This is a genomic window from Mesorhizobium tamadayense (assembly GCF_003863365.1).
Classification (GTDB): domain Bacteria; phylum Pseudomonadota; class Alphaproteobacteria; order Rhizobiales; family Rhizobiaceae; genus Mesorhizobium; species Mesorhizobium tamadayense.
Map to the genome: position 1 here is coordinate 1 of NZ_RQXT01000022.1, position 16,068 is coordinate 16,068.

The 16,068-nt window shown below is 61.5% G+C and carries 15 protein-coding genes and 1 tRNA gene; 15 read left to right on the forward strand and 1 reads right to left on the reverse strand.

Annotated features, from left to right (window positions below; all coding sequences use genetic code 11):
* Positions 1 to 131: 131 nt before the first annotated feature.
* The 11 genes from EH240_RS18280 to glpK all read left to right on the forward strand — a co-directional run bounded on the left by EH240_RS18280 (position 132) and on the right by glpK (position 12,651).
* Positions 132 to 863 carry a proteasome-type protease gene (locus EH240_RS18280; RefSeq protein ID WP_125000799.1) on the forward strand — a complete coding sequence of 244 codons (732 nt, stop codon included), beginning with the start codon at positions 132 to 134 and terminating at the stop codon, positions 861 to 863.
* A gap of 108 nt (positions 864 to 971) precedes the next feature.
* Positions 972 to 2,384 carry a pyridoxal phosphate-dependent decarboxylase family protein gene (locus tag EH240_RS18285; RefSeq protein WP_125000802.1) on the forward strand — a complete coding sequence of 471 codons (1,413 nt, stop codon included), beginning with the start codon at positions 972 to 974 and terminating at the stop codon, positions 2,382 to 2,384.
* A 125-nt stretch (positions 2,385 to 2,509) separates the two neighbouring features.
* Positions 2,510 to 3,277, forward strand: coding sequence for a DeoR/GlpR family DNA-binding transcription regulator (locus EH240_RS18290; RefSeq protein WP_125000805.1), 768 nt, complete (start codon positions 2,510 to 2,512; stop codon positions 3,275 to 3,277).
* Between the two features lie 126 nt (positions 3,278 to 3,403).
* Positions 3,404 to 4,924, forward strand: a complete 1,521-nt coding sequence (gene glpD / locus EH240_RS18295; RefSeq protein ID WP_125000808.1) for a glycerol-3-phosphate dehydrogenase — start codon at positions 3,404 to 3,406, stop codon at positions 4,922 to 4,924.
* 39 nt (positions 4,925 to 4,963) lie between these two features.
* Positions 4,964 to 6,043: an ABC transporter ATP-binding protein gene (locus EH240_RS18300; protein ID WP_125000811.1), complete on the forward strand. Its 1,080-nt coding sequence runs from the start codon at positions 4,964 to 4,966 to the stop codon at positions 6,041 to 6,043.
* A 10-nt stretch (positions 6,044 to 6,053) separates the two neighbouring features.
* Complete coding sequence (locus EH240_RS18305) at positions 6,054 to 7,121, forward strand: ABC transporter ATP-binding protein (protein ID WP_125000814.1); 1,068 nt, start codon at positions 6,054 to 6,056, stop codon at positions 7,119 to 7,121.
* On the forward strand, positions 7,122 to 7,988 hold the full coding sequence (locus EH240_RS18310) for a carbohydrate ABC transporter permease (protein WP_125000817.1): 867 nt from the start codon (positions 7,122 to 7,124) through the stop codon (positions 7,986 to 7,988).
* 1 nt (position 7,989) lies between these two features.
* On the forward strand, positions 7,990 to 8,904 hold the full coding sequence (locus EH240_RS18315; protein ID WP_125000820.1) for a carbohydrate ABC transporter permease: 915 nt from the start codon (positions 7,990 to 7,992) through the stop codon (positions 8,902 to 8,904).
* 67 nt (positions 8,905 to 8,971) lie between these two features.
* Positions 8,972 to 9,259: a DUF2160 domain-containing protein gene (locus EH240_RS18320; protein ID WP_125000823.1), complete on the forward strand. Its 288-nt coding sequence runs from the start codon at positions 8,972 to 8,974 to the stop codon at positions 9,257 to 9,259.
* A 78-nt stretch (positions 9,260 to 9,337) separates the two neighbouring features.
* Complete coding sequence (locus EH240_RS18325) at positions 9,338 to 11,065, forward strand: ABC transporter substrate-binding protein (RefSeq protein WP_125000826.1); 1,728 nt, start codon at positions 9,338 to 9,340, stop codon at positions 11,063 to 11,065.
* 92 nt (positions 11,066 to 11,157) lie between these two features.
* Positions 11,158 to 12,651 (forward strand): glycerol kinase GlpK, encoded by a 1,494-nt coding sequence (gene glpK / locus EH240_RS18330; RefSeq protein WP_125000829.1) that lies wholly within the window; start codon positions 11,158 to 11,160, stop codon positions 12,649 to 12,651.
* 78 nt (positions 12,652 to 12,729) lie between these two features.
* Here the strand turns inward: glpK and EH240_RS18335 are convergent, their stop codons facing one another.
* On the reverse strand, positions 12,730 to 13,188 hold the full coding sequence (locus EH240_RS18335) for a BA14K family protein (RefSeq protein ID WP_125000831.1): 459 nt from the start codon (positions 13,186 to 13,188) through the stop codon (positions 12,730 to 12,732).
* A 410-nt stretch (positions 13,189 to 13,598) separates the two neighbouring features.
* Here EH240_RS18335 and EH240_RS18340 point away from each other — a divergent pair.
* From EH240_RS18340 to EH240_RS18355, 4 genes are all read left to right on the forward strand, one after another.
* Positions 13,599 to 13,674: transfer RNA gene (locus tag EH240_RS18340), tRNA-Lys, on the forward strand.
* Between the two features lie 231 nt (positions 13,675 to 13,905).
* A complete protein-coding gene (locus EH240_RS18345) occupies positions 13,906 to 14,445 on the forward strand; it encodes a DnaJ domain-containing protein (RefSeq protein WP_125000834.1) in 540 nt (179 codons plus the stop codon).
* A gap of 150 nt (positions 14,446 to 14,595) precedes the next feature.
* Entirely contained in the window at positions 14,596 to 14,796 is a 201-nt protein-coding gene (locus tag EH240_RS18350; RefSeq protein WP_125000837.1) for a hypothetical protein, read from the forward strand.
* A 108-nt stretch (positions 14,797 to 14,904) separates the two neighbouring features.
* Positions 14,905 to 16,047 carry a hypothetical protein gene (locus EH240_RS18355; protein ID WP_125000840.1) on the forward strand — a complete coding sequence of 381 codons (1,143 nt, stop codon included), beginning with the start codon at positions 14,905 to 14,907 and terminating at the stop codon, positions 16,045 to 16,047.
* Positions 16,048 to 16,068: the final 21 nt, after the last annotated feature.

Sequence of the window (16,068 nt, forward strand, 5' to 3'; positions counted from 1 at the left end):
GTAATTTCGGCAGTTCAGCTTTGATAGAATCGCTGAACTGCTCTAACTGTTTGTTTTTGCGCAACTCCGGACGGAAAACCGCCACACGCTTTCCTGGAATTGCTTTAGGATTCGCTGCCAGAAGAAGAATCATGACCTATTGCGTCGGCCTCAAGATCGATCGCGGGCTCGTGTTCATGTCGGACACGCGCACCAATGCCGGCATGGATTCGATCTCGACCTTCAAAAAGATGCATGTCTGGGAACAACCCGGCGAGCGCGTCATCGTGCTGATGTCGGCGGGCAATCTGGCCACCACCCAAGCCGTGGTCAGCCTGCTCGACGAGCGCACCAAAGCAGTGGGCGATCGCCACGAGAAGCTGCTCGAAACGCCATCCATGTACCAGACGGTGCGGCTGGTCGGCGATACGGTGAAAGAGGTCATCGCCCAATCTTCGCCTGCCGGTGACAAGGCCGATTCTTATTTCAACGCCTCCTTCATACTCGGCGGCCAGATCAAGGGCAGCGCGCCGCGGTTGTTCATGATCTATCCCGAGGGCAATTTCATCGAATCGACCGAGGACACGCCATTCTTTCAGATCGGCGAGACGAAATATGGGAAGCCGATCATCATCCGCGCCTATGATCGCGCGATGAGCCTGGCGGAAACGGTGAAGCTGCTCCTTGTTTCCTTCGATTCGACGCTGAAGTCGAACCTTTCGGTCGGCCTGCCGCTCGATCTGCTCTACCTGGAGCAGGACGCCTTCAAGGTCGCTCTCAAGAAGCGGATCGGCCAGGACGATCCATATTACCGCACCATCTCAGACGGCTGGTCCAACGCGCTGAAGACCGCCTTCGCCAGTCTGCCGGACTTTCCGGGGTAGGGCGGTGCAAGGAGCGCTGCTCCGTTGCCCCGATGTAATTAACGTGTTAATCAAAAAACTGAAACAGCCGGATAGGTCAGCACGTTCGGTCGGCTGCCGGGAGGATGCATGGACAACGAAGAATTCCGCGACTGGTCGAGGCGCGCCGCCGACTGGGGAGCCGATTACCGGGCCAGCCTGCGCGACCGTCCGGTGCGGCCGGCGATCGCGCCAGGAGAGATCTTCAGGAGCATTGAAGAGTCGCCACCCGAAACCGCAGAGCCGATGGAAAAGATCTTCGCCGATTTCGAAGCGAAGATCGTCCCCGGCATGACGCATTGGCAGCATCCGCGCTTCTTCGCCTATTTCCCGGCTAACGCGGCCCCGGTCTCGGTGGTCGCCGAATATCTCGTCTCGGCGATGGCCGCGCAATGCATGCTGTGGCAGACCTCGCCGGCGGCGACCGAGCTCGAGACCAGAACCGTCGACTGGATGCGCCAGGCGCTCGGACTGCCCAAAGGCTTTTCCGGCGTCATCCAGGATTCGGCTTCGTCGGCGACGCTGGCCGCGGTGCTGACCATACGCGAGCGCGCGCTCGACTGGCAGGGGAACAGACAAGGGCTCGCCGGGCAGGCGAAGCTGCGCGTCTATTCCTCAGACCAGGTCCACACCTCGATCGATCGCGCGATCTGGGTGGCCGGAATCGGCGAGGAGAATCTGGTCCGCATCCCTGTTGGCGGGCGTTTCCGCGCTATGGATACAGCGGCGCTCGAGGCTGCGATCGTCGCCGATCGCCAAGCCGGCCTGCTGCCGGCCGGCATCATCGCCTGCGTCGGCGGCACCAGCACCGGTGGCACCGATGATATCGCTGCCGTTGCGGCGGTAGCGAAGCGGCATGGGCTCTATCTACATGTCGATGCAGCCTGGGCCGGATCGGCCATGATCTGCCCTGAATACCGGCATTTCTGGGCAGGTGTCGAGGGCGCGGATTCCATCGTCTTCAATCCGCATAAGTGGCTGGGCGCGCAATTCGACTGCTCGATCCAGTTTGTCTTTCAGCCGGAAGATCTCGTGCGCACGCTGGCGATCAAGCCGGACTACCTCAAGACCCGCGGCCATGACGGCGTCATCAACTATTCGGAATGGTCGGTGCCGCTCGGCCGGCGGTTCCGGGCGCTGAAACTCTGGTTCCTATTGCGCGCCCATGGGCTGGAGGGGTTGCGCAGGATGATCCGCAACCATGTCGCCTGGAGCGAAGGTCTTGCCACACGCCTGGCCGCAGAAGCGGACTTCGAGCTCGTCACCGAGCCGATGCTGTCGCTGTTCTCGTTCCGCCATCGCGCCCCGTTGGGCGCCGATCCGGACGAGCACAATCTGCGGCTGGTCGATGCGATCAACACCGACGGCCGTATCTATCTGACGCAGACCCGCGTCGATGGGCGGGTGGCGATTCGCTTTCAGGCGGGGCAGTTCGAGACCACGGCCGCCGATATCGATGCGGCTTTCGATGTGGTCACCGAGGTCGCACGACGTCTTGCGTGAAGCCAGAGGTCCCATTGCGAATCGGTTTGCCTTTGCGATCGTCGGGATTTCGTTAGCCGGCTTATACCTTTTCATTGCTTTCGTTTTCCGATATAGATGAGAAAAACGAAAATGGAGGACGCCGGATGTTTCTTTCGCCACGCCATGCCGAGATCATTCAGATGGCGAAGGACCACGGTCGTGTGCTGGTCGAGGACCTGGCGACACATTTCAGCGTGACGCCGCAGACCATCCGCAAGGATCTCAACGACCTCTGCGACGAGCGGCTGCTCACGCGCATCCATGGCGGGGCGCTGTTTCCCTCCGGCATCGAGAATATGGAATACGAGGCGCGGCGCAAGATCGCCGCCGACGAGAAGGAGGCGATCGGCCGCGCCGCGGCCAGGCTGATCCCCGACAACGCCTCGCTGTTCATCAACATCGGCACCACGACGGAAGCTGTTTCAAAGGCGCTTCTCGACCATAATGGGCTTATGGTCATCACCAATAACATCAATGTTGCCAATAGGATGCGCATCTATCCTTCGATCGAGGTGGTGATCGCCGGCGGCGTGGTGCGCGGCTCCGACGGCGGCGTCGTCGGCGAGGCCGCGGTCGATTTCATCCGCCAGTTCAAAGTCGACTACGCCGTCATCGGCGCCTCGGCCATCGACCATGACGGCGCGCTGCTCGACTTCGATTTTCGCGAGGTGAAGGTGGCGCAGGCCATCATCGCCAATGCGCGCCATGTGATCCTCGTCTCCGACCAGACGAAATTCGAGCGCACGGCGCCAGTTCGCATCGGCCATCTGTCGCAGGTCAACACCTTCATCACCGACCGTTGCGATATCCCCTCGGTACGCAGGATCTGCGAGGAAACGGAGGTTCGTTTGATCGAGACAGCGCTTGGATAACACCGTTTCACCGTCGCCTCACGCGCCTATGATATTTCGTTTGACATTCGGATCGAGTTCGAAATAATTCCACAACGGTTTCGCGAAACACAAAAATGGTGCAATGCGAAATCGTGGAGGAACCCTGTGGACGCATCTCCGATCCATGACATTTTCGTCATAGGTGGCGGCATCAATGGCTGCGGCATCGCCCGCGACGCCGTTGGCCGCGGATTTTCGGTATACCTCGCCGAGATGAACGATCTCGCCAGCGGGACGTCCTCCGGCTCGACCAAGCTGATCCATGGCGGGTTGCGCTATCTCGAGTTCTATGAATTCCGCCTGGTGCGCGAAGCGCTGATGGAGCGCGAGGTTCTGTGGAAGAACGCGCCGCACATCATCTGGCCGATGCGCTTCGTGCTGCCCTATGCCAAGGGTCTGCGCCCGGCCTGGCTGATCCGGCTCGGCCTGTTCCTTTACGATCATATCGGCGGGCGCAAGCTGTTGCCGGCGACGAAGACGCTGGACATGGCCACCGATCCGGCCGGCAAGCCGTTGAAGCCGTTGTTTCGCAAGGCCTTCGAATATTCGGACGGCTGGGTCAACGATGCCCGCCTGGTGGCGCTCAATGCCCGCGACGCGGCTGACCGCGGCGCCGTCATCTGCACCCGCACCAAGGTGGTCAGCGCGCGCCGCGAGCGCGCGCTGTGGACGATCAAGATACAGAATGTGCTGACGGGCGAGACCGAGGAAGTTCGCGCCCGCCTTCTTGTCAACGCCGCGGGGCCCTGGGTCGATCAGGTGCTGGCAAAAACGGTCGGCCAGAACGACGTGCACAATGTCCGGCTGGTGCAGGGAAGCCACATCGTCATCAGCAAGAAGTTCGACGATCCGCGCGCCTATTTCTTCCAGAACAAGGACGGACGCATCATCTTCGCCATTCCCTACGAGGAAGAGTTCACGCTGATCGGCACCACCGACCGCGACTTTCCGGGCGATCCGCATGACGTGAAGATCAGCGATGCCGAGATCGACTATCTCTGCGCCGCGGCAAGCGAATATTTCGCCCAACCCGTCAAGCGCTCGGACATCGTCTGGACCTATTCCGCCGTGCGCCCGCTCTATGACGACGGCGCCTCGAAGGCGCAGGAAGCGACGCGCGACTATGTGCTGAAGGTCGATGGCGGGGAGGGCGCGGCCCCTCTAGTCAATGCCTTCGGCGGCAAGATCACGACGTTCCGCCGGCTGGCGGAATCGATGCTGGACAAGATCGAAGGCTTTCTCGGCAAGCGCGGCAAGCCATGGACCGCCAATGCGCCGCTGCCGGGCGGCGATTTTCCGGCGACCGGCTTCGACGCGCAGGTATCGAGACTTAAGAAAGCCTATCCGTTCCTCGATCAGCGGCTGGCACGCCGCCTCACCCGGCTCTACGGTACGCGCGCCGAGAAGCTGCTTGGCCTCGCCAAGTCGAACGCCGATCTCGGCCGCAATTTCGGTGCCGACCTCTACGAGGCCGAGGTGCGCTATCTGGTCGAGAACGAATGGGCCGTCACCGCCGAGGACGTGCTGTGGCGCAGGACCAAGCGCGGCTTGCATTTCAGCCGCGAACAGACGGCTGCCTTGGAAGAATTCATGCGTGGCCGGCGCCACGTCGCGGCGGCCGAATGAAGACCGCACGATAATGCGTAAGGCCTGGGAGGAGGCGTGATGCTGGAATTGAGGAACGTGACGAAGACGGTCGGCGCGCAGGAGCATATCCGCGACGTGTCGCTGACGCTTCAGCACGGTTCGCTGAACGTGCTGCTCGGGCCGACGCTTTCCGGCAAGACCAGCCTGATGCGGCTGATGGCCGGCCTCGACGCTCCGACATCGGGCTCGGTCTGGTTCGACGGCACGGACGTCACTGGACTGCCGGTGCAGAAGCGCAACGTCGCCATGGTCTACCAGCAGTTCATCAACTATCCGGCGATGACCGTGTACGAGAATATCGCCTCGCCGCTTCGGGTAGCCGGCGTCGAGCAGACCAGGATCGACAAGGAAGTGCGGAACGCTGCCGCGCTTCTCAAGCTCACGCCCTATCTCGACCGCACGCCGCTCAGCCTGTCGGGCGGCCAGCAGCAGCGCACCGCGCTCGCCCGCGCCATCGTGAAGAACGCCAGTCTGGTCCTGCTCGACGAGCCGCTCGCCAATCTCGACTACAAGCTGCGCGAGGAATTGCGGGCCGAGTTGCCGAAGATTTTTGCCGCCACCGGCACCATCTTCGTCTACGCCACGACCGAGCCGCACGAGGCGCTTTTGCTCGGCGGCAACACGGCAACGCTTTCGGAAGGCCGCGTCACCCAATTCGGGCCGACCATCGACGTGTTCCGCAAGCCGGTCGACCTGGTGACGGCAAGGACCTTCGCCGATCCGCCGCTCAACTCCATCGTGCTTGCCAAGAAGGGGTCGGATTTCCTTCTCGAAGGCGGCGTGAAACTTCCCGTGCCGGCGGAACTCACCGGCATTCCGGACGCCAGCTACACGATCGGCTTTCAGCCGCACCATCTGTCGCTGGAACGTCCCAATGCCGGAGCCGTGCCGGTGCGGGCCAAGGTCACCATCACCGAGATCACCGGCTCGGAAAGCTTCGTCCATCTCGACTTCGCCGATGCGCGCTGGGTGATGCTCGCGCACGGTATCCTCGATTTCGAGACGGACGACGAGGTCGAGGTGTTCATCGATCCGCGCCACATCATGGTGTTCGACCAGAACGACCGCGCCGTGACGGTGTCGAAGCTGGCGGCCTGAGGAGGAAAAGATGGCGCGCATCGACGTCAACCACATCCGCCACTCCTATCTGCCCAATCCGAAGAAGGATTCGGATTTCGCGCTGAAGGAAGTGCATCACAATTTCGAGGACGGCGGCGCCTATGCGCTGCTCGGGCCGTCCGGCTGCGGCAAGACCACCTTGCTCAACATCATTTCGGGGCTGCTTCACCCCTCGCACGGCCAGCTTCTGTTCAACGGCCGGAACGTGACCAATTTGTCGACACAGGAGCGCAACATCGCCCAGGTGTTTCAGTTCCCGGTCATCTACGACACCATGACCGTCTACGACAATCTGGCCTTCCCGCTGCGCAACCGCCGCGTGCAGGAAGCCGATGTCGACCGCAAGGTGCGCGAGACGCTCGACATGATCGATCTCGCCTCCTGGGCGAAGAAGAAGGCTCGCGGGCTGACTGCCGATCAGAAGCAGAAGATCTCACTCGGCCGCGGCCTGGTGCGCTCGGATGTCAACGCCATCCTGTTCGACGAGCCGCTCACCGTCATCGACCCGCATATGAAGTGGGTGCTGCGCTCGCAGCTCAAGCAGCTCCACCGCCGCTTCGGCTACACCATGGTCTATGTCACGCACGACCAGACCGAAGCGCTGACTTTCGCCGACCGCGTCGTGGTCATGTATGACGGCGAGATCGTGCAGATCGGCACGCCGGCAGAGCTGTTCGAGCGGCCGCGCCATACCTTCGTCGGCTATTTCATCGGCTCGCCGGGCATGAACGTCCTGCCGGTTGCGCTCGAAGGCAGGACGGCGATGCTCGGTTCGCAGCGCATCGAGCTGCCGGGCGCGCCCAAGGCCGAAGCCGGCGCCGTCGAGCTCGGCATCCGTCCCGAATATGTGCGGCTCGGCCGCGACGGCATGGCTGTGAAGATCAGCAAGGTCGAGGATGTCGGCCGCCACAAGGTGGTTCGCGCCAATCTCGAGGGCAGGGAAATCGCCGCCGTCATCGGCGAGGACGACGAGGTGCCGGCCGAACCCAAGGTCCGCTTCGACCCGGCCGGCATCAACATCTATGCCGATTCATGGCGCGTCGAGATGGGGGCATAGATGGAAAAGACCTGGAACAACAAGGCCTGGTTCCTTGTCCTGCCGATGCTGGTGCTGGTGGCGTTCTCGGCCGTCATCCCGCTGATGACCGTCGTCAACTATTCGGTGCAGGACACCTTCGGCAACAACGTCTTCTTCTGGGCCGGCACCGAATGGTTCGAGGAACTGCTGCATTCCAATCGCTTCTGGGAAGCGATGGCGCGCAACCTGATCTTCTCCTTCATCATCCTGGCGATCGAGGTGCCGCTCGGCATCTTCATCGCGCTCAACATGCCGAAGAAAGGCTGGGGTGTGCCGGTCTGCCTGGTGCTGATGGCGCTGCCGCTGCTGATCCCGTGGAACGTCGTGGGCACCATCTGGCAGGTCTTCGGCCGCAACGACATCGGCCTGCTCGGCTACTACGTCAACGCGCTCGGCATCCACTACAACTACGTGCAGGATAAGTACGACGCCTGGGTCACCGTCATCATCATGGATGTCTGGCACTGGACCAGTCTTGTCGTGCTGCTCTGCTATGCCGGCCTGGTCTCCATTCCTGACGCCTTCTATCAGGCGGCCAAGATAGACGGCGCCTCGCGCTGGGCGGTGTTCCGTTACATCCAGCTGCCGAAGATGCAGCGCGTGCTGCTGATCGCCGTGCTGCTGCGCTTCATGGACAGCTTCATGATCTATACCGAGCCCTTCGTCGTCACCGGCGGCGGTCCCGGCAACTCAACGACATTCCTGTCGATCGACCTCGTCAAGACCGCGCTCGGACAGTTCGATCTCGGACCGGCGGCCGCCATGTCGCTGGTCTACTTCCTCATCATCCTGCTGTTGTCATGGATATTCTACACCGTGATGACCAACTACGACGCGGAGCGCTGAGATGAGCCGCGCCAACGAAAGAACGGACAGAGTGAGCGAGACGGCAGTTTCGGATGGGCTCACCAGCGCGCTGTCGCAGGACAAGATCGCAAAGCTGATGCGGCGCCGGGGCGAGGAATCGCGCTGGTGGTGGATCGTGCCGACGATCTACATCATCGTTCTGCTGCTGCCGATCTACTGGCTCATCAACATGAGCTTCAAGACCAATGCCGAGATCGTCTCCTCGCTGACGCTCTATCCGCACCAGCCGACGCTCGCCAACTACGTCACCATCTTCACCGATGCGTCCTGGTACTCTGGCTACATCAACTCGATCACCTATGTGGTGATGAACATGGTGATCTCGGTCGCCGTGGCGCTGCCGGCGGCCTACGCCTTCTCGCGCTACCGCTTCCTCGGCGACAAGCACCTGTTCTTCTGGCTGCTGACCAACCGCATGGCGCCGCCGGCGGTGTTCGCGCTGCCGTTCTTCCAGCTCTATTCGGCCTTCGGCCTGATCGACACCCATATCGCGGTGGCGCTGGCGCACTGCCTGTTCAATGTGCCGCTGGCGGTGTGGATCCTCGAAGGCTTCATGTCGGGCGTGCCGAAGGCGATCGACGAGACGGCCTATATCGACGGCTATTCGTTCCCGCGCTTCTTCGTCAGGATATTCATGCCGCTGATCGCCAGCGGCATCGGCGTGGCATGTTTCTTCTGCTTCATGTTCTCGTGGGTCGAACTTTTGATCGCGCGCACGCTGACCACGACCGCCGCCAAGCCGATCGCGGCCACGATGACCCGTACCGTTTCGGCTGCCGGCATGGATTGGGGCCTTCTCGCCGCCGCGGGTGTGCTGACGCTTATCCCCGGTGCGCTCGTCATCTGGTTCGTCCGCAACTACATCGCAAAGGGCTTTGCCCTGGGGAGGGTGTGATGAAACGAACGCAAGAGTTCGTACGCAACACCATCGCCAAGGGCTTTGCCCTGGGGAGGGTGCGACCATGAATCTCGACCTCACCTGGATGGCCTGGACCTGGCCGACGGCGGCCTTCTTCGGAACCATCTTTCTACTGCTGTGCGGCATGGCGGCTTGGGAATATGCCTCGCCGGGCGGCAATCCGCGTGTCGGCGTGCTGCGCTTCGAGACGACGCGCGGCGACCGTCTCTTCCTGTCGCTGCTTGGCAGCGCCTTTATCCATCTCGCTTGGTTGGGTCTTGTCGGACCCAACCTGTGGTGGGCTCTCGCTCTCTCCGTGGTCTACGCCGTCGGCGTGTTCCGCTACGTATAGAGGGGGAAACTGTTGGAGCGACCGCGTGCTGGCGGCCGCTCCAGATCGCACTTGAAACCTAAACTGTGGAGGAAACACATGCGACGGCAATTTCTAACGTCAACGACTGCCCTTGTCCTATTGCTCGGGGCAGGCAATGCCTATGCCGGAATGGACGAGGCAAAAGCCTTCCTGGACAAGGAAATCGGCCCGCTGTCGACGCTCTCGCGCGCCGACCAGGAAGCTGAAATGCAGTGGTTCATCGATGCCGCGAAACCTTTCGCCGGCATGGACATCAAGGTCGTCTCCGAAACCATCGCCACCCATTCATATGAATCGCAGGTGCTGGCGCCGGCCTTTTCGGCGATCACGGGCATCAAGGTGACGCATGACACCATCCAGGAAGGCGACGTCGTCGAGAAGATCCAGACCCAGATGCAGACCGGCCAGAACCTCTATGACGGCTGGGTCAACGACTCCGACCTCATCGGCACGCACTGGCGCTACCAGCAGGTACGCAACCTGACCGACTGGATGGCGGGCGACGGCAAGGATGTCACTAACCCGAACCTCGACCTGAAAGACTTTATCGGCACCTCGTTCACGACCGCTCCCGACAAGAAGCTCTACCAGCTTCCCGACCAGCAGTTCGCGAACCTCTACTGGTTCCGTTACGACTGGTTCAACGACGAGAAGAACAAGGCGGACTTCAAGGCCAAATACGGCTACGACCTTGGCGTGCCGGTCAACTGGTCGGCCTATGAGGACATCGCCGAGTTCTTCACCGGCCGTGAGATCGACGGCAAGAAGGTCTACGGCCATATGGACTACGGCAAGAAGGACCCGTCGCTTGGCTGGCGGTTCACCGACGCCTGGCTGTCGATGGCCGGCAATGGCGACAAGGGCATCCCGAACGGCCTGCCGGTCGACGAGTGGGGCATCAAGGTCGACGAGAATTCGCGGCCCGTGGGCTCCTGCACGGCGCGCGGCGGCGACACCAACGGCCCGGCTGCCGTCTACTCGATCCAGAAGTATCTCGACTGGCTGAAGGCCTACGCGCCGGCGGAAGCACAGGGCATGACCTTCTCCGAATCGGGCCCGGTGCCGGCGCAGGGCGCAGTTGCCCAGCAGATGTTCTGGTATACCGCCTTTACTGCCTCGATGGTCGACGCCAGCGCCAAGGCGGTGCTCAACGACGACGGCACGCCGAAGTGGCGCATGGCGCCGTCGCCGCACGGCGTCTACTGGAAGGACGGCATGAAGCTCGGCTATCAGGACGTCGGCTCCTGGACGCTGATGAAGTCGACACCGACCGACCGCGCCAAGGCCGCATGGCTCTATGCGCAGTTCGTCACGTCGAAGACCGTCGACGTGAAGAAGAGCCATGTCGGCCTGACCTTCATCCGCGAGAGCACGATCCACGACAAGAGCTTCACCGAGCGGGCTCCGAAGCTCGGCGGCTTGATCGAGTTCTACCGCTCGCCGGCGCGCGTGCAGTGGTCGCCGACCGGCACCAACGTGCCGGACTATCCGAAGCTGGCACAGCTTTGGTGGCAGGCTATCGGCGATGCGTCGTCGGGCGCCAAGACCGCACAGGAAGCGATGGACTCGCTCTGCGCCGAGCAGGAAAAGGTCATGAGCCGCCTCGAGAAGGCCGGTGTCCAGGGCGATATCGGCCCGAAGATGGCCGAAGAGCATGACCTCGCCTACTGGAACGCCGACGCGGTCAAGAAGGGCAATCTCGCTCCTCAGCTCAAGATCGAGAACGAGAAGGAAAAGCCGATCACCATCAACTATGACGAGCTGGTGAAGAGCTGGCAGAAGTAACTGCATGACGTGGGCGTGCTCGCCCATGTAGGAAATGCAGGGGAGGCGGCTTTGCCGTCTCCCCTGTTGCATGAGAAGTGGAGGGACACGGAATGAGCGGTTTTGTGCTGGCCATCGATCAGGGAACGACATCGACGCGAGCGATCCTGTTCGACGACAAGATGAAGGTTGCAGGCACGGGCCAGCAGGAATTCACGCAGCATTATCCGGCTTCCGGCTGGGTTGAGCATGACCCGGAAGATATCTGGTCAAGCGTGGTCGCGACCGTGAAGGCGGCGCTGAAGGCGGCCGGCCGCAAGGCATCCGACGTGGCGGCGATCGGCATCACCAACCAGCGCGAGACGGTCGTCATCTGGGACAAGGCGACCAGCAAGCCGATCCACAACGCGATCGTCTGGCAGGACAGGCGCACGGCGCCGCTCTGCCAGAAGCTGCGTAGCCAAGGGCTGGAGAAGAAATTCACCCGCAAGACCGGACTGCTGCTCGATCCCTATTTCTCCGGCACCAAGATCGCCTGGATGCTGGACAAGGTGAAGGGCGCCAGGAAGCGCGCTGAGAAGGGCGAACTGCTCGCCGGTACGATCGACAGTTTTCTGATCTGGCGGCTGACCGGCGGCAAGGTGCACGCCACCGATGCTACGAATGCCTCGCGCACGCTAATCTACAACATCGAGAAGAACGTCTGGGACGACGAGCTGCTGGCCGTCCTGAACATACCGGCCGCGATCCTGCCGCAGGTGAAGGATTGTGCCGATGATTTCGGCGTCACCGAAAAGAGCCTTTTCGGCGCCGAGATGAAGATCCTTGGGGTCGCCGGCGACCAGCACGCGGCGACCATCGGCCAGGCCTGTTTCGAGCCCGGCATGATGAAATCCACCTACGGCACAGGCTGCTTCGCGCTGCTCAACACCGGCGCCGACCTGGTGCGCTCGAAGAACCGGCTGCTCACCACCATCGCTTACCGGCTCGACGGCAAGACCACCTATGCGCTGGAGGGTTCGATCTTCATCGCGGGCGCGGCCGTGCAGTGGCTGCGCGACGGCATCAAGGTGATCGGCAAGGCCGAGCAGAGCGGCGCGCTGGCGGCTACCGCCGACCCGGCGCAAGCTGTCTATCTGGTGCCGGCCTTTGTCGGGCTCGGCGCGCCGCACTGGGATGCCGACGCGCGCGGCGCGATCTTCGGCCTGACCCGCAATTCCGGGCCTGCGGAATTCGCTCGCGCCGCGCTCGAATCCGTCGCCTTCCAGACGCGCGACCTGCTCGACGCCATGCGCAAGGACTGGAAGGGCGCCTCTGCCAAGACGGTGCTTCGGGTCGACGGCGGCATGGTGGCGTCCGATTGGACCATGCAGCGTCTCGCCGATATCCTCGACGCGCCGGTCGACCGACCGACGATCCTGGAGACGACGGCGCTGGGCGCCGCCTGGCTTGCCGGTTCGAAGGCCGGCGTCTGGCCGAAAGCGAAGGAGTTCGCCAAAACCTGGGCGCTCGATAAGCGCTTCAAACCGGAGTTGGATGCAGCCACCCGCTCGGCGAAGCTCGCGGGCTGGCGCGATGCCGTGCGCAGGACCTTAAGCACACCGTAGCTGATGTAGTCTCAGAAGAGCGAAGAAAGCCCGCGCCGTTGCCGGCGCGGGCTCTCTCAGCCTTCCGTGTCCGATCCGTCAGTAGGGCGAAACGCACTCCCGACGCGGGCCGTAGCTCGGCTGGAAGGTGTTGTCATACTCGCGGTAGGACCTGTAGTGATCGTAGCACCACTGCACGTGGGCATCGCCGCGAGCGACACGGTTCCGGTTATTAATGATCGCGCCGGTGATCAGCGCGCCGGTGGCAAAGGCAGCCAGCGGAAACCAGTAGTCGCCGTGACGGCGATAGCCGCGATGATATTCGCGGTAGCCGCGATGGCCGCGCCAGTACACGGCGCCGTTGCGCGAATACATGCCTTCACGGGAGCGATTGAAACCACGGCGCTTCCGCCAGTCCTGGTATTGCACGGTCTGGATATTCGAGAGGTCCTGGCCCTGCGGCACATAGTTCGGCTGGGCGTTGACGGGCACGATCTCTGCCGCTGCGAACGAAGCCGATAGCACGGTTGCCAACAGACCCGATGCGATCTTGTTCATGATCTTCTCCTTGAAGGGTTGGTTGCCGTCCTTTGTGGGAGGAAAAACGGGCAGCGGTTGCAATTGTTCCGCCAAAACGCCAAGCCGCCGTTCAAGTCATCCTGCCGGATCCCGCCCAATGGCGCGCGGCGGGTCTGGGTAATAACATGCATTGAAAACAAGTACTTAAAGTCAGTTGTATGAAGCTAAATCAACGCGACGCACGCGACCGAAGCCTCTCCTTCCGATCTTGCCGTGGGGCCATTTTTTCGGTTCCTGGCGTAGAACTGCTCGGCCTTTCCTGGAAGGGTTCGAAGGGACCTCGAGGTCGCGAAAAAGCAGGATTTGCAGGCCAGTTTTTTCCGGTTGACCGGTCGCGGCACTCTCCCTATGTTCCGCGCACTTTCAAGGGCGGCGTTTTGGGCCCGCGGGAGCGCGTAGCTCAGCCGGTAGAGCAACTGACTTTTAATCAGTAGGTCATGGGTTCGAATCCCATCGCGCTCACCAAAATTTCACTGAAACATCAATTGCTTAGCGTTTCAATCTCTGGCGCAGAGGCGGAACTTTTGCGACCCGTGCGACTTTGAAAGGTCGCACGGGCTGTTCGCTTGATGGTCCTGTTCGCCCAAGTCGCCAAGCGCTCCCGCTCGGGGAGGCCGGCTTGCACAGGCAGAACGGTTGCGCAATGCTGCCGGCGGGGAATGGTGTTCGTGATGTCGATTCTGTGGAAGCACCACTATGTTCGTTGACTACTACGAACTTCTTGAAATCAGCCCGAACGCGAATTCGGAAACGATTGAGCGGATATTTCGTTATTTTGCTATGCGCTACCATCCCGACAATCGGGACACCGGCAATGAATCACGCTTCAGCGAAATCGTGGAAGCCCATAATACGCTCAAAGATCCGGTCAAACGCGCCCAGTACGATGTCCAGTATAAACACCATTTGAGCCTTCGCCGCGAGTTGAGCGAGGAAGCCAGCGACGCCAAAGGGCTTGAACGGGACGTTGTCATTCAGGCCAAGCTGCTGTCGCTCCTTTATGTAAAACGTCGACAAGACGTCAACAATCCCGGCATCGGCGATGAAGAGCTCGAACGCCTGTCGGGCTGCCCGCGTGAGCATCTGGAGTTTCATCTCTGGTATCTGAAGGCAAAGGGCTGGATAGCAAGGATCGAAAACGGAATGTTCGCCATCACCGTGGACGGTATCGATCGCGCCAATTCCGAACATCGTCGAGACGTTTCCGTGACGAGGCTGCTGGACCATACGAAGTGAGGGGCATCCGCGAAAGCTCCTCGGCCGCCGGCCGACTACATTAGCAATCGCTTGTTCTTGGGTCGACCCGGGACCATGGTTGGCTTAGGGCAGGGCAATCCGGTGGCCCGGCATAACCGGCGGCCCGCACAATGCCCGCTGGAGACAGGCATGTGGCATCCAAGGGAGGGCAAATTGCCCGAGAAAAAGGTGATCGCGGTCAAGGACTGGACCTGCGCCATGAGTGACGAGCTTGGCCGCGTGGCCCTCACGGTCAACCCTACCGACGGCGAGCCGGTCCTGGTCCTGATGACCATCTTTCAGGCAGCAAAGATGTGGCGCGAGCTACAGTCGCCAAAGCGGGTGCAGTGATCGTCCAGCGAGGCGTTGAAGCCTTCGGGCGAACTCAGAACGCCGGCCCAACCTTGTGACCTGGCTGGGTGATGGTTAAGGTCGATCTTCCCGAAGGAGATCTCGACCATGGCACTTGACCTTTCGGTAGATGTTTCAGCCCCCAAAGCGGCGACACCCGGCAAATATCTCTTCGGCCCGGTCACCGACTTCCTCATGCTCGGCGGCAGCGCGCTTCTGATCCTGCCAGTCCTGTTCCTGGTGCCGCTCGAGTATGAAGGCTTGGTGGCCGCGACGATGGTCGTGGTGGCGTATCTGGTCAACTATCCCCACTTTGCCCATTCATACCAGATCTTCTACCGCAATTTCGCGCGCAAGGTGAGCGGGAACGGATACGACAGGAGCCTCCAGCTTCGCTACGTTTTTGCTGGCATCGTCGTTCCCTTGGTCATGGGCGCGTTCTTTGCTTATGGCGCCGCCACGGCGAACACCCGGCTGCTCGGATATGCGGCCAACGCCATGTTTTTCTTCGTGGGCTGGCACTACGTCAAGCAGGGCTACGGCATGCTGATGGTGGACGCCGTCCTGAAGCGCAAATTCTTCGACGACCGGGACAAGAAAGTGCTGCTGGTCAACAGCTATGTCGTGTGGATCCTGGCATGGCTGTTGACGAACACGGCAGTGACGAAGGGGAAATATTACGGCCTGGAATACTACACATTCGCGGCCCCTTCCTGGATCGCCCACATTGCCCTGCTGGCAGCCGTTGCCTCGACGGCGGCCGCGGTTCTGATGCTGATCAACCGCTGGCGAAGGAACGGCGGCGCCCTGCCGTATAACGGCATCGTGGCCTATGTCGCGTCGCTCTATCTCTGGATCCTGATTGCGAGGATAAACCCGCTATGGCTGCTTGTGGTGCCGGCGCTCCACTCGCTGCAATATCTGGCGGTGGTCTGGCGCTACCAGACCAATGTCGAGCGCGACAGTCAGGATGCGGCCAGGGATCCGCAACCGAAGATCCTGTCCCCTCTGGGCCCTCTCTACAGACTTCGGGTTTTAGGCTTTATCGTTGGCGGGGCGGCTCTGGGATATCTCGGCTTCTGGCTGATCCCGTTCGTGCTGACCGCCCTGATCCCCTACGACAGGCAGGTCCTCGGCTCGTCGCTGTTCTTCTTCATCGTGCTGATCTTCATCAACGTGCACCACTATTTCCTGGACAATGTGATGTGGCGCCGCGGCAACCCGGAGGTGTCCAGATATCTGTTTCGCTAAAGCAGGTCGCGTGAAAAAGGA